General features: G+C 64.7%; 13 protein-coding genes. 7 read left to right on the forward strand and 6 right to left on the reverse strand.

The genetic code is table 11. The features are described from left to right. Positions 1-116: 116 nt before the first annotated feature. From rlmN to ACSQ84_RS25500, 5 genes are all read left to right on the forward strand, one after another. Positions 117-1,334, forward strand: coding sequence for a 23S rRNA (adenine(2503)-C(2))-methyltransferase RlmN (gene rlmN / locus ACSQ84_RS25480; RefSeq protein ID WP_436214461.1), 1,218 nt, complete (start codon positions 117-119; stop codon positions 1,332-1,334). A gap of 145 nt (positions 1,335-1,479) precedes the next feature. Beyond that, a complete protein-coding gene (locus ACSQ84_RS25485) occupies positions 1,480-1,971 on the forward strand; it encodes a hypothetical protein (RefSeq protein WP_436214462.1) in 492 nt (163 codons plus the stop codon). Positions 1,972-2,010: 39 nt separating this feature from the next. After that, positions 2,011-2,766 carry a phosphatase PAP2 family protein gene (locus tag ACSQ84_RS25490; RefSeq protein ID WP_436214463.1) on the forward strand — a complete coding sequence of 252 codons (756 nt, stop codon included), beginning with the start codon at positions 2,011-2,013 and terminating at the stop codon, positions 2,764-2,766. A 118-nt stretch (positions 2,767-2,884) separates the two neighbouring features. Next, positions 2,885-4,222: an argininosuccinate synthase gene (argG, locus tag ACSQ84_RS25495; RefSeq protein ID WP_436214464.1), complete on the forward strand. Its 1,338-nt coding sequence runs from the start codon at positions 2,885-2,887 to the stop codon at positions 4,220-4,222. Positions 4,223-4,372: 150 nt separating this feature from the next. Then, positions 4,373-6,133 carry an alkaline phosphatase gene (locus tag ACSQ84_RS25500; protein ID WP_436214509.1) on the forward strand — a complete coding sequence of 587 codons (1,761 nt, stop codon included), beginning with the start codon at positions 4,373-4,375 and terminating at the stop codon, positions 6,131-6,133. Positions 6,134-6,153: 20 nt separating this feature from the next. Here the strand turns inward: ACSQ84_RS25500 and ACSQ84_RS25505 are convergent, their stop codons facing one another. Then, positions 6,154-6,774 carry a TetR/AcrR family transcriptional regulator gene (locus ACSQ84_RS25505; protein ID WP_436214465.1) on the reverse strand — a complete coding sequence of 207 codons (621 nt, stop codon included), beginning with the start codon at positions 6,772-6,774 and terminating at the stop codon, positions 6,154-6,156. A gap of 233 nt (positions 6,775-7,007) precedes the next feature. On the opposite strand from ACSQ84_RS25505, the gene ACSQ84_RS25510 reads away from it, so the two are divergent. Further along, a complete protein-coding gene (locus ACSQ84_RS25510; RefSeq protein WP_436214466.1) occupies positions 7,008-7,964 on the forward strand; it encodes a homocysteine S-methyltransferase family protein in 957 nt (318 codons plus the stop codon). A 57-nt stretch (positions 7,965-8,021) separates the two neighbouring features. On the opposite strand, the gene ACSQ84_RS25515 is transcribed toward ACSQ84_RS25510, so the two are convergent. Further along, the gene (locus ACSQ84_RS25515; protein WP_436214467.1) at positions 8,022-9,011 is read right to left on the reverse strand and encodes an OmpA family protein; all 990 of its coding nucleotides are present in this window, start codon (positions 9,009-9,011) and stop codon (positions 8,022-8,024) included. 362 nt (positions 9,012-9,373) lie between these two features. Between ACSQ84_RS25515 and ACSQ84_RS25520 the strand changes: the two genes are divergently transcribed. After that, positions 9,374-10,219, forward strand: coding sequence for a hypothetical protein (locus ACSQ84_RS25520; RefSeq protein WP_436214468.1), 846 nt, complete (start codon positions 9,374-9,376; stop codon positions 10,217-10,219). A 183-nt stretch (positions 10,220-10,402) separates the two neighbouring features. On the opposite strand, the gene ACSQ84_RS25525 is transcribed toward ACSQ84_RS25520, so the two are convergent. The 4 genes from ACSQ84_RS25525 to ACSQ84_RS25540 all read right to left on the reverse strand — a co-directional run bounded on the left by ACSQ84_RS25525 (position 10,403) and on the right by ACSQ84_RS25540 (position 14,161). Continuing rightward, positions 10,403-10,639, reverse strand: a complete 237-nt coding sequence (locus ACSQ84_RS25525) for a hypothetical protein (RefSeq protein ID WP_436214469.1) — start codon at positions 10,637-10,639, stop codon at positions 10,403-10,405. 55 nt (positions 10,640-10,694) lie between these two features. Next, on the reverse strand, positions 10,695-11,081 hold the full coding sequence (locus ACSQ84_RS25530) for a VOC family protein (protein WP_436214470.1): 387 nt from the start codon (positions 11,079-11,081) through the stop codon (positions 10,695-10,697). 32 nt (positions 11,082-11,113) lie between these two features. After that, positions 11,114-11,941, reverse strand: coding sequence for an FkbM family methyltransferase (locus tag ACSQ84_RS25535; RefSeq protein WP_436214471.1), 828 nt, complete (start codon positions 11,939-11,941; stop codon positions 11,114-11,116). A gap of 204 nt (positions 11,942-12,145) precedes the next feature. Further along, positions 12,146-14,161 (reverse strand): ABC transporter ATP-binding protein/permease, encoded by a 2,016-nt coding sequence (locus ACSQ84_RS25540; protein ID WP_436214472.1) that lies wholly within the window; start codon positions 14,159-14,161, stop codon positions 12,146-12,148. Positions 14,162-14,182: the final 21 nt, after the last annotated feature.

Genomic DNA, 14,182 nt, shown 5'->3' on the forward strand with positions numbered 1-14,182 from the left:
TGGTGAGGAGGCGCGTCAGCGCCGTCTCGAACCACGAGGCCCGGCTTTCATCCTTCGAGACGCGGCGAAGACGCCGCTCCTCAGGATGAGGGAGAAATTTTTCGGAACAGAACAAGATGACCGTCGCTTCAATCGGGAGCAGTTCCTCGGCTCAGGCTCCCCTCGAGAAAATTCCGCTCGAAACCTATGTGCCGCCGGCCAAGCCGTCGCTGATCGGGTTGTCGCGTGCGGAAATCGCCGACCGGCTCGGCGAGATCGGTGTGGCGCCTGCGCAGCGCAAGATGCGCACGCAGCAGCTCTGGCACTGGATGTATGTCCGCGGCGCCAAAGACTTCGACGCGATGACCAGCATCTCCAAGGAAATGCGCGCGCAACTGGTGCAGCATTTCACCGTCGACCGTCCGGAAGTGGTCGCCGAGCAGGTCTCCAACGACGGCACCCGCAAATGGCTGCTGCGGCTGCCGAGCGGCAATTCCCTCGAGAAGGCGCATGAAGTTGAGTGCGTCTACATCCCCGAGACCGATCGCGGCACGCTGTGCGTCTCCTCGCAGGTCGGCTGCACGCTGACCTGTTCGTTCTGCCACACCGGCACGCAGCGCTTGGTGCGCAACCTCACCGCCGGTGAAATCGTCGGCCAGATCATGGTGGCGCGCGACCGCCTCAATGACTGGGCCGACCGCGAGACCCCGACCGGCAGCCGCCTCGTCACCAATGTGGTGATGATGGGCATGGGTGAGCCGCTGTATAATTTCGACGCGGTGCGCGATGCGCTCTTGATCGTCGCCGACAATGAAGGCATCGGCATTTCCCGCCGCCGCATCACGCTGTCGACCTCCGGCGTGGTGCCCAACATCGTGCGCGCCGGCGACGAGATGGGCGTCATGCTGGCGATCTCGCTGCATGCGGTGCGCGACGAATTGCGCAACGAATTGGTGCCGCTCAACCGCAAATATCCGATTGCCGAATTGCTGCAGGCCTGCCGCGATTATCCGGGCTCGTCGAATGCGCGGCGCATCACCTTCGAATATGTGATGCTCAAGGGCGTCAACGATTCCATGGATGACGCCAAACTGCTGGTAAAAATGCTCAAGGGCATTCCGGCCAAGATTAACCTCATTCCGTTCAATCCGTGGCCCGGCACCAAGTACGAATGCTCGGACTGGGACCAGATCGAAAAATTCTCCGAGTATATTTTCAACGCCGGCTACTCCTCGCCGGTGCGCACGCCGCGCGGCCGCGACATCCTCGCCGCCTGCGGCCAGTTGAAATCGGAGACCGAAAAATTGTCCGCCCGCGAGCGCCAGGCGCTGCGCGCGATGGCGATGACGGATTAAGGCTGTTGCTAAACCCGTCATTGCCTGCGGCAAACGCAAAGCGTTTGCCGCAAGGGAGCGCGGCGACGAAGCAATCCACACTATTGACGAGGATGCATGGATTGCTTCGCTTCGCTCGCAATGACGACAAGATAGGTTTGATGCAATGGCGCTGATCGGCCGCCTCTTCGTGGTCCTGTTCGCATTCCTGTTCGCCTGTCTGGCGGCGGGGGTGATCGTGGTCGGCGCGGTGCTGTATCCCGAATTCAGCGATCTCGGCGCAGGGCCGATCGATCAGGGCGCGATCAATGTCGTGCTGGGGTTCGGCTTCATCTTCATCTCGGGCTTTGCGCTGCTGCCGGCGCTGATCGTGGTTCTGATCACCGAAGCGTTTTATGTCCGCAGCGTGCTGGCCTATGCGGTCGGCGGCGCGATCGTAGGCTGCGCCTGCTATCTCGGTCTGGTCCCGTTCGATCCCGAGACGATGCGCTTTGATGGCATCATCCGCCGCCATCTCGAAATCATGACCGGGGCCGGCATCGTCGCAGGTCTGGTCTACTGGATGATCGCAGGCCGCACCGCGGGCGCGTGGCGCGAGCCGCCAAAACCCTCGCGGCCGCCACCGCCGCTGCCCGCGCATTCGCGGCCGCATCGTTGAGTCTTCCCATCCGCCATCCCCTCGGCTAAACCCCGCGCCATGAACCGGACCGGACTTCTCATCGCGCTTGGGCTGGCGCTCATCATCGGACTGCTGTTCGGAATTTTCCCCGAACTCGATCTCAAGCTGGCGGCGGTGTTTTACGACCCCGAGACCACGTCGTTTCCGCTGAAGCGCAGCGTGCTCGCCGCCATCGCCCGCGACGCCGCGATGTGGATCGCATGGGCGCTCGCACTGCCGTCGCTTGCGGCGATCGTGGTCAAGCTGGTGCGGCCGGACCGGCCGATGTTCATTCCCGCGCGTGCCGCGGTATTCCTGCTCAGCACCATCCTGCTATCCGCCGTCGTCCTCACCAACCTCACCTTCAAGAGCTATTGGGGCCGGCCGCGGCCGGTGGTGGTGACGCAGTTCAACGGGCCCCAGGAATTCGTGCCGTATTGGGATCCGCGCGGCACGTGCGGGCGCAACTGCTCGTTCTTCTCCGGCGAGGGCGCCACCGCGTTCTGGACCTACGCGCCCGCGGCGCTGGCGCCGCCGGCGTGGCGGCCTTTGGCCTATGCGGCGGCGACCCTGTTCGGGATCGTCACCAGCGTGCTGCGGATGGCATTCGGCGGGCATTTCTTCACCGATGTGGCGGCCGCCGGCCTGGTCAGCTTTCTGGTGATCTGGCTGGCCCATGGCTGGCTGTACCGCTGGCCGTCGACCCGGGTCTCCGATGCGTCGGTCGAGGCCGCGCTGGCACGATGGGCCCGGCCCTGGAACCGCCTGGCGAAGCGCTCGCGCCAGCCGGGTTAATCTGACCCCGGCCGGTTGCCATTTGGGCTATTAAAGGCGTGCCCATCAGCGCAAAGTTTGTTATTCGCGCAGCTAAAGCCGCACACGACATCCGCCATTTCGACCGATTGGAAGCACGATGAGTACGATCCTGAAGAGCCTGCCCAAAGGGGAAAAAGTCGGCATCGCTTTTTCGGGCGGTCTCGACACCTCGGCGGCGCTGGTGTGGATGAAGCAAAAGGGCGCCCGCACCTTTGCCTATACCGCCAATCTCGCGCAGCCGGACGAGGCCGATTACGACGAAATTCCGCGCAAGGCGCTGGAATTCGGCGCCGAGAAAGCCCGGCTGGTGGATTGCCGCACGCAACTGGTCCACGAAGGCATTGCCGCGATCCAGTCCGGCGCCTTCCACGTCTCCACCGGCGGCAACACCTATTTCAACACCACGCCGCTCGGTCGCGCGGTCACCGGCACGATGCTGGTTGCGGCGATGAAGGAGGACGGCGTCAACATCTGGGGCGATGGCTCCACCTACAAGGGCAACGACATCGAGCGGTTCTATCGCTACGGCCTTTTGACCAATCCCAATCTTCGGATTTACAAGCCCTGGCTCGACCAGCAGTTCATCGACGAATTGGGCGGCCGCGCGGAAATGTCGGCGTTCATGACCGCGAATGGATTTGCCTACAAGATGAGCGCCGAAAAGGCCTACTCGACCGACAGCAATATTTTGGGCGCAACCCATGAGGCCAAGGATCTCGAAAGCCTCGACAGCGGCATCAAGATCGTCAATCCGATCATGGGCGTGCCGTTCTGGCGCGACGATTGTATCGTCAAGGCCGAAAAGGTCGTCGTGCGTTTTGCGGAGGGCCAGCCCGTTGCGCTGAACGGCCAGACCTTTGCGGATCCGGTCGCGCTGTTCCTCGAGGCCAACGCCATCGGCGGCCGGCACGGCCTTGGCATGAGCGACCAGATCGAGAACCGGATCATCGAGGCCAAGAGCCGCGGCATCTATGAGGCGCCCGGCATGGCGCTGCTGCACATCGCCTATGAGCGCCTGGTCACCGGCATCCACAACGAAGACATGATCGAGCAGTATCGCATCAGCGGCATACGCCTCGGCCGGTTGCTCTACCAGGGCCGGTGGTTCGATTCGCAGGCGTTGATGCTGCGCGAAACCGCCCAGCGTTGGGTGGCGCGCGCCGTCACCGGCGAGGTGACGCTCGAATTGCGCCGTGGCAACGACTACTCGCTGCTGAACACCGAGAGCCCGAACCTGACTTATAAGCCGGAACGGCTGAGCATGGAGAAGGTGGAGGATGCGGCGTTCACGCCGGCAGACCGCATCGGCCAGTTGACCATGCGCAACCTCGACATCACGGATACCCGCGCCAAGCTGAAGCTTTATTCAGACACCGGCTTGCTATCGAGCGGCGATGGTTCCGAAATCTTCAAGCTCGGTAACGACAAGGACTGAACGGCCGGAGGCCGGGCTCTTTTCGCCACCTCTGCATCGCTGCGGGCGGCCGTTACATAGGTGTCATTCGGGCTGGATAGAATTGATCGCCTTCACTTCTGCGCAAGCAGCGGCTTGTCGCTGTTCCGCAGGCAAGCACGCGCGGAGCCGATTTTGATCAAGCCAATCACCGTCATCACCCTCGCCGTCCTGCTCTCGGCATCGCCGGCTGTTGCCCAAACCGTCTATCCGATCGACCGCGCCGAAATCCTCTCCGGCGCGCAGTTCGATTTCAAGGTTGAATTCCCCGACAGGGTCGACCAGGCGAAACTGAAGGTAACCGTCAACGGCCAGGACTACGCCGCCGTGTTCGGCCGGGCCGCAACGTTCATCGAGCGCGAAGACGGCAGGGACCAATCCGCGCTGCTGCTTCGCGATGTCGAACTGGCAAAGCCCGGGCCGGTCGTCGTCGAGGTCAGTGACGGCACCAAGAGCCGCAAGGTGACGTGGACGGTCTACGACACCGGGCCACGCAAGGCCAAGAACGTCATCCTGTTCATCGGCGATGGGATGTCGCCTGCGCATCGCGTCGCGGCGCGGCTGCTTTCCAAGGGCATTGCGGAGGGCAAGAGCCTCGGCAAGCTTGCGATGGACGACATGCCGCATACGGCGCTGGTGGCGACCGCCGGCTCGGATTCGATCATCACCGATTCGGCAAACTCGGCCAGCGCCTATTCCACCGGCCACAAGAGCGCGGTCAATGCGATGGGCGTCTATGCCGACCGCACCAGAGACGCGCTCGACGATCCCAAGGTCGAGACCATCGCGAGCCTGGCCAAGCGCCGGCTTAAGATGAGCATCGGTATCGTGACCACCACCGAAGTCGAGGACGCCACGCCGGCGGCGATGGTGGCGCATACGCGCCGCCGGGCTGCCTATGACGAGATTGTCGAGCAGCTTTTCGCGGCGAGGCCCGAGGTGTTGCTGGGTGGCGGCAGCGCGAACTTCCTGCCGAAGTCGGCGGCCGGATCCAAGCGCAAGGACGAGATCGACTATATCGCCCGGTTCCGCGACGCCGGCTACGCCATGGCGACGACCGCAGGCGAACTCAATGCGCTGGCGGCCAAACCCGAGACGCGCCAGTTGCTCGGGCTGTTCGCCACGAGAAATATGGACGGGGCGCTGGATCGCAAATTCCTCAAGGGCGGCGGCGTCAAGAAATTTCCCGAGCAGCCAGACCTGACCGAGCAGCTCCAGGCCGCGCTGAACGTGCTGTCGAAAAACGAGGCCGGCTTCTTCCTGATGGTGGAATCCGGATTGATCGACAAATACGCGCATGCCCTCGACTTCGACCGCGCCGTCTACGACACCATCATGCTCGACAATGCGGTGCGCCTCGCCCGCGACTGGGCGAGCAAGCGCGGCGACGACACCCTGATCCTGGTCACACCGGACCATAACCACCCCAACGCTCTTGTCGGCACCATCAATCACGACATGAACACGACGTCGGAGGCGCCGATGCGCGAGCGCGTCGGCGTCTACGACAAGGCCGGCTTCCCGAATTACCCGGCGCCCGATGCCGACGGCTATCCGTCGCGCGTCGACGTCAGCCGGCGGCTCGCCATCTTCTCGGCCAGCCTGCCCGACCATTACGAGACCTTCCGCCCCAAACTCGACGGCCCGAACGACCCGACCATGAAGGGAGACGACGACGGAACCTTCAAGGCCAACGAAAAGTACAAGGGCGTTCCCGGCGCCGTGCTGCGGCCCGGCAATCTGCCGGCGATGATGAACGCCAGCGTGCATTCCGGCGAAGACGTCATCCTGACCGCGACCGGGCCCGGCAGCGAACGGGTCAGGGGTTCGATGGACAATACGGAGGTCTTCCGCGTGATGGTCGACGCGCTGGGGCTCGCCGCGGCGAAATAGATTCTGATGATCGGCGCGCGTCAGGAAGGCGATGGAGCCGAGAAAATCAGCTTCACGCAGCTTCGGAAGATCAGGATCTGGCGTTCCAGCCGGCCCGGATCGTTCAGCGTTTTCGACATGATGATCGCACCGTCGACAATGCAGGACACCATGTCGGCGAGATCGTCGAGATCGACCGGCTCCCTCGGTGGATGGACCGCGGCGATCCCGCCGAGGATGTGGCGGAAGCGCGCGTTCCAGTCGCGCACCGACTGTGCGGTGGGATCGCGCACCTCGCGGTCGAACAGCCGCTCCTGATAACAGATGCTTGCAATCAGGCAGCCGGGATGCCCGTTCGGCAGATCGGCCATCACTTCGGCGAGCAGCTTCAGCGAAATCAGGAACGCTTGCAGCGGATCGTCCGACAGCTGCCGGCCGCGCGCGAAGACGTCGTCGAACAGCTGGTCGTTGGTTTTGACGTAGCGGCGCAGCATTTCGCGCGCGAGCGCATTCTTGTCCTTGAAATGATAGAAGAAGCCGCTCTTGGTGAGGCCGGCCTCCGCGATCACCTCGTCGATCGACGTGGCGCCAAACCCCTTGGCGAGCACGGCGGCTTCAGCAATCTCGAGAATTCGCTCGCGGGTCGCTTCGCCTTTTCCCATTCGGTGTCTCCAAAAACTGTACTCGCGGTACGGTTTGGTCTGCGTGCAGCAGCGCCGCGGATTCGTGTCCGCCGTACAACCCTCTGATTCCGTAGCATTTTACGGCCGGGGATGCAGCTGCACCACGAGCCGTCTAGGAAGCCGCGACACAATGCAGCACCAGTTCGGCCAGACCGAACCGCGCCACGTGAGACCTACCATCAGAGCCATTTGCCGATTACGGAGATATTGCAGTGACAAAATATCGATACGACCTGCCGCAGCGCCGCGGGGGCATTTTCCTCACCGACGGCGGCATGGAAACGACGCTGATCTTCCACGAAGGGATTGAACTGCCGCATTTCGCCGCCTTCGTGCTGCTCGACAGACCGGAAGGCCCGGACTCGCTGAAGCGATACTACCAGGCCTACATGGCGGTCGCACGCGACCATGGCGTTGGCTTTGTGCTGGACAGCCCGACATGGCGCGCCAATCCCGATTGGGGCGCCCTGCTTGGCTACGATGCGGCCGCACTCAGGGCGATCAATATTCGCGCGATCAAGCTGCTCGCGGAGCTGCGCGCCGATTGGGAAAAGCCGACGACGCCTTGCGTCGTCAGCGGCGCCATCGGCCCGCGCGGCGACGGCTACAAGGCCGGCAACATGGATGCGGCCGAAGCCGAGATTTATCACGGCGCGCAGATCGCGGCCTTCGTCGAAGGCGGCGCCGATATGGTGACAGCCTACACGCTCACGAACATCAATGAAGCGATCGGCATCGCGCGCGCTGCCAGAGCGCAACAGATTCCGGCGGTGATTTCGTTCACGGTGGAAACCGACGGCCGTCTGGTCAACGGCGAAACGCTGCGCGAAGCGATCGAGGCGGTGGATCGCGCGACCCAGGCTTCGGTCGAATACTTCCTGGTCAATTGCGCGCATCCGACGCATTTCGAACACGCGCTGAAAGCGGACGAGGCCTGGGTCAAGCGCATCCACGGCATCAGAGCCAACGCGTCGACCAAAAGCCATGCTGAACTGGATGAGTCCACAACGCTCGACGCAGGCGATCCGCAGGATCTCGGCCGGCGCTATCTGAATCTCCGGCGCTCATTTCCGGCGATGCGCATTCTGGGCGGCTGTTGCGGTACCGACCATCGTCATGTGGCGGCGATCTGCGACGCCTGTCTGCCGCCGCGGGCGCTCAGCGCCTGACGCAAAACAAAATGGCCGGGATTGCTCCCGGCCATTTTCTTATCGTGCCGATCGACCTCAGCGCCGCGGCGGCGCGGTGCCGGGCGGCGGCGGCGGCAGCGAGGCCTGGCCGCCGTTGAGCAGCGGCGTGATGTTGCGGATGGTGACGCGCCGGTTGATCTCGCTCGGTCCGTCGACCGGGTCCTTCGGATACTGCTCGCCATAACCCTGCGAGGTCAGGTTCTCCGCCGGCACGTTGAACTGCTGCGTCAGCAGCGTTGCGGCGGATTCCGCGCGGCGGTCAGACAGCGAGAGATTATCGATGTCGGAGCCCACCTTGTCGGTGTGCCCTTCGATCAGGAACACCGCGCGCGGGTTGGCCTGGATCGCCCGATTGAGGCCGTCGGCAATCGCCTGCAGCTTCGCCGCCTGGTCCGGCGGGATCTCCCATGAACCGGTCGCGAAGTTGATGCTGTTGATGTCGATACTCGGCATCTGCATCCGGACATTGGGGCTGTAGCGGATTTCGTCGAGCGAGTAGCGCCGGTCGATCCGTTGCACCGGCGGCGCCACCATCGTGTCATAGATCACTTCCGGAGACGCCTCCTCCGCGCTGACGATGTAGCGGTCGTAGGGCATGCTGACCACTGGCGGCGGCAGGTCGACATAGAAGCCGCCGACCGCGCGCGGATCGCGGTAGCTGTTGTCGATGATGATGACCTCGCGGCCGCGCTCGTCGCGGCGGATCCGGCGCAGCAGTCGCCCGTCATTGCCGACCACGGTGATGATCCGGCTGCCGTCCGGCCGGATTACGACGGTGCGGGTTTCGCCGCCGACGGTCTCGGTCTGGATGTCACGCGCACCATAACGGAAGCGATAGAGATCGTTGCCGCGCACGTATTGCTGCCCGCTCGGGTCGCGGATGATGATCCGGTCCGGCTCGGTGTAGATGGTGCGTCCGCCTTCGATGGTTTCGCGTCGCTGGTTGCGGTAATCGGCGATGGACGCGCCGACCACGGCGCCTGCCACGACGCCCGCGCCAATGGCGCCAATAGCGAGTGGCGTCATGTTTTCCCGCCGTGGCGGTGGCGGTGGCGGCAGTTGCGTTGTGATCGTCGGTGCGGCCCGGAACGCCGGTGCAACCGTCGGCGGCGCGAATTGCGCCCTGTTGGGCGGTGGTGTTGCGGCTGCCGAGCCGGGGACGACACTTGGTGCCGCGGCACCGGCGGGAGGCGCGGGCGGAACGGCCGGGCGTCCCTGCGGGCCGGGCGGCGGAGGCGTAGGCGCGCCAGCCGCCGGCGCTCCGGCTGACGGAGGTGCGCCGGCAGGCGGTGTCCTTCCGGCAGCGGGCGGCGTGCCCGGTGCGGCCGGAGTTGCACCCGGTGTGGCCGGGGGAGTTGTTGGCGTGGCGGCAGCCGGCGGTGCCCCGGGTGGCTGACCAGGGCGCGGTGGCTGGCCACCCGGAGGTGTCGGCGTGGCGCCGCCAGCGGCTGGCGGTGCACCAGGACGCGGCGAAGGCGTTCCGGGTGCTGCGCCAGCAGGCGGTGTCGCAGGCGTTCCAGCAGCCGGAGGCGCGGTCGGCGATGGTGTCGCGGTCGGCGTGGCCGTCGGCCCTGCACCGGGCGTCCCCGGCACACGCTTGGTATCAGCCGGCGGCTGGCCGGCGCGCGGCGGCGCGCCAGGAGTTGTGCCGGCAGGCGGCGGCGATGCGGTCGGCGCCGGCGTGGTGGTTGCCGCCGGTGGGGGCGGTGTGCGGGCGGGCGGAGCTGCCGTCGGCGCTGGCGGAGGTGTCGGACGCGGGGGCGGCGCTGCGGCGGGCGGAGGCGTTTGCTTCGGCGCGGCTGCCGGTGGCGGCGCTGCAGGCGGTGTCGGCCGCGGCGGGGGAGCGGCTGCGGGTGGCGGCGGTGGTGTCGGCCGCGGCGGGGGAGCGGCTGCGGGTGGCGGCGGCGGTGTTGGGCGCGGTGGAGGGGCCGCAGCAGGAGGCGGAGCCGGCGGTGCGGGACGCGGCGGAGGAGCCGCAGCAGGCGGCGGAGCTGGCGGTGGCGTCGGGCGCGGAGGCGGCGCTGCGGCCGGTGGCGGCGTGGGCGGTGCCGGTGGCCTGGCAGCCGGCGGCGGCGCGCCCTTTGGCGGCGCCTTGGGCTTTCCGTCCGGACCGAGCTCTTCCCTCGCCTGTGCGACGACGAGTGGCGCGGTCTGCGCGTGCGAAGCTGATGTCGCGATCTGCGCCACCGTCAGAGCGGTCGTGGCAAGCAGCACGATGCGAAGGTTTGTCATGATGTTCTTGGTCCCTGGAAAGGTTCTGGCGGCAGAGGAAGCCGTTTCGGCGGGTCGATCAACGGCCCATCGTTAGGCCGGATTGTGGCGGGCAGGAAAGCGCGGATGCTTTTTATTTCGAGGACGCAATAGGTTACATGCGCAATTGTTCATTGCGTATTCAGACGACGCTTTCAAATCCAAAGTCAAATTGCTCCCTGTGGCCGATCTGTGGCCGGGTTGGGTGTTGAGGGCCCGTTCGGCCCGCGCACCGGGAATTCGTCGGGCAACTTGCCCGGCAATTCCTGCGGCGGCGACGGAGCACCGGGCTCACGCGCCGGTGGCGGCACCTCGGGGCGGGGACTGCCTGGCGGATATTCGCGGGGCGGCTCGGTTGGCGTTCCCGGTGTCGGGGGCGGGATTTCGGGAGGTTCGATCGGCATCCCGCGATAACGGAACTGGTGCCCGGAGGTTCCCCATGAAACCTGAAGGGGCCGGTCATTCCGGCGCGTGGGAGACCGCCTCGATGTTATGCCCGTCGGGGTCGAGCACGAACGCGCCGTAATAATTCGGATGATAGTGAGCGCGAATTCCAGGCGCGCCATTGTCGCGCCCGCCGGCCGCAATGGCGGCTCTGTAAAAGGCGTCGACGGTGGCGCGGTCCTTGGCGAGGATTGCGACATGCAGCGGCTTGTTCATTCCGCCCTCGCCGCCGATCCAGAAATCCGGCTTGCCATTGGCGCCAAAGCCGGCCGCGGGATCATGGCCGGTCTGCTCCTGCGTCACCTCCATCACCAGCACGTAGTCGAGCGGCGCCAGCGCCTTCACATAGAACGCCTTGGCGCGTTCATAATCCGAAACCGGAAAACCGATATGGTCGATCATCGAACTCTCCCGTCGTGTGAAAAATGGTCGGTTCAGCCTCGCAGCAGCAGCGTATTGCTGCGCGTCTTGCCGGTCTCGGCATAGCCGCACGCACGCATGCCGGCGATGCAGTCATTCTGCCACTCGTTCGATGACAGATGTTCGATCACCACCGCCCGCGGCCACAGCGACTGCGGCGCCTCGTTGAAGAAGCCGGTCAATACCCGGTCCTCAAAGCCTTCGACGTCGATCTTCAGCGCATCGACATGCGAGACGCCGGCTTCATCGAGAATGCGCTGCAGCCGCAGCGACGGCACCTTGATCGCCTTGCTCGAGGCCTGATCCGACACGATGTGGCTGGCGCCGAGATTGTCGCCATCGGTCTCGATCATCAGTTCGCCATCGGCAGGACCGGCAGCGGCGGCGACCAGCCTGGTTTGAGCAAAGCCGGATGCGGCATTGTTGAAGGCGAGCCTCGCATGCGTGACCGGATGCGGCTCGATCGCGATCACCTTGCCGCTGGTGCCGACATGGCGCGCCAACGCCAGGGCGTAGGTCCCGACATTGGCGCCGACATCGACGAACACGCCGCCGGATGGGGTATGCGTGCGCAAAAAATCCAGCTCCTCGATGTTGTAATCGGGATTGAACAGCGCGCCGCGCTCGGTGGCGCTGGCCTGGTGATAGAAGCGAAACGATGCTCCCTGGTATCTCACGTCCACCGGTCCCGCGCGCAGCACATTGACCAGTCGCGACAGCATCGGCCGGAACGCGCCGCGCTTCAGCCGCGAGCGGTGCGCCAGCGCAATGATCGCGGCCTGTGCGGCATTCGGTGCGAACGCGCCGAACGGCGCGGGCGTGGGGTCGTTGTCGGGCTTCAAACGGATATCCTCGGTGGAAAGCGGCGCATGCATAGCGACTTTTAGCGAGGACTCCAACTCTCGTCGTCCCGGCCTTGAGCCGGGACCCATAACCACCAGCGTTCATTTGTTTGCGCGCCGATCGTTATCTTCCTTTTCTAATAACACCGGCCGCGGCGTCTGGGTCCCGGCTCAAGGCCGGGACGACAGCTAGTATCACGCCAGCTATTTCGATGTCCTGCGGCGACGCAGGAAGTGGCTGAGCAGGCGTTTGCCCTTGCGCGGGATCAGGTCGATGTCGCTGACGAGCTTGGCGCCGCCCTTGCGCCGTTCCAGCACGATCTTGCGGCTGTGGAAGGCTTCCAGCTCGGCGCGGTGGCCCACGCTGACGATGGTGGCCTTGGGCAATTCGCGTGTGACCATCTCCATCATCTGGTCCTGGCTCTTTTCGTCGAGCGCGGAGGTCGCCTCGTCCAGCACCACGATGTCGGGGTTGTGCAGCAAGAGCCGCGCGAACGCCAGCCGCTGCTTTTCGCCGCCGGACAGGGTCTGGTCCCAGGGTGCCTCTTCCTCGATCTTGTCCTTGAGATGGCTGAGGCCAACCTTATCCAGCGCTTCGCCGATCGCTTCCACCGTCCAGTCGTCGGCGGCTCCCGGATATGCTACGGCGCGCCGCAGCGTGCCCGACGGCACGTATGGCCTTTGCGGCAGCATGAACAGTCGTCGGTCGGGATGGAAATTGATGCTGCCGTCGCCCCATGGCCACAGCCCCGCGATCGCCCGCACCAATGTGCTCTTGCCGGTGCCGGATTCGCCGGTCACCAGCAACCGTTCGCCCGGTTCGATCACCACTTCGGCCTCGTCAACGACAGCGGTGCCGTCGTCCAGCGTTACCGAAAGGTCGTTGAGGCTGAGCATGGCCTCGCCTTCGGTTTCGCCGCGCTTGATGCGGCCGAAGCCATCGCCGCGCTCGGCGCGCTCCAGGCCGTCGAGCGACATCATCAGCGAGGCGATGCGGCGCGCGCAGGCGTTCCAGTCGGCAAGGCGTGGATAATTGTCGACCAGCCAGCCGAACGCGGTCTGCACGATGGTGAAGGCGGAGGCGGCCTGCATCACCTGCCCAAGCGACATGCTGCCGTCGAGAAATTTCGGCGCACACAACAAGATTGGCACCACAGGCGCAATCAGGCCCGACCCCTGCGACACCACTGTGGTGCGCATGTGCTGGCCCGCAAGCCGCGCCCATTGCCGCAGCACGTTTGTAAAGTTCTTGTCGATGCCGTCGCGTTCTTCCTGCTCGCCGCCCAGCAGCGCGATGCTTTCGCCGTTTTCGCGTACGCGGATGAGAGTGTAGCGAAACTCGGCCTCGGCCTGATTCTTGTCTTCGGAGACCTGCACGAAGCTGCGTCCGATCGTCACGATCGAACCCGAGGCGATCGCGGCATACAGCACCGCGGCAATGACGAGGAAGCCGGGAATGGTGATGGCCGACCCCGCCATCGTCACCGTCAGCGAGCCGCCGATGGTCCAAAGCACCACGATGAAGGTACTCGCCGACAGGAACGCAGCGGTGACGCCGGCGACAAAATCCACCGGCGCATCGGTGGCGATCCGCAGATCTTCGGCCATGCGATGTTCCGGGTTCTTGTGGTCGCCGCTGACGAGATTGAGTTGATAATAGCGGCCGTTGCTCAACCAGCGCGACAGAACACTGTTGGTTACCCAGCCACGCCAGCGGCGCTGGATTCCCATGCGTGTGAAGACTTGCGCCACGCCAAGCAGGACGCTGCCGATCGCCAGCGGGAAAAATACCGCGGTCAGGTAAAATACGCTTGCCGAATCGCGCTGCTCCAGGGCGTCGAAGATGGCTCGGTTCCAGAGATTGATACCGTATTGAAAGCCCACATTGGTGACGATCAGGATCAGGAGCCCGATCGAGAATATCCACGCCAGCCGGTCGCCGCCCTTGCCCCAGAAGCCCTTGGCGCTGATCCAGAACCGCGTCAGCAGATAGTCCTTGCGCGCCTGCTCGGCTTCCTCCGGCGATAATTCCGGATCGGGTTCGACGACCTCCGGCGGCGGTTCGACATGATCGCCACCTTCCGCGACAACGTCGACAATTTCGGACTTTTCTGCCGATTGTTTTTCGGAAATGGATTCTTTGTTGGAAGCGGATTTCTTCGCAGAAGGCCTGGACGTTGCGGCGGCCTTTGTGTCGGACTTGCCACTGGTCTTGCCCATGGCCCGATAACGCGAAGAAAA

The organism is Bradyrhizobium sp. LjRoot220 (assembly GCF_964252915.1).
Lineage (GTDB): Bacteria > Pseudomonadota > Alphaproteobacteria > Rhizobiales > Xanthobacteraceae > Bradyrhizobium.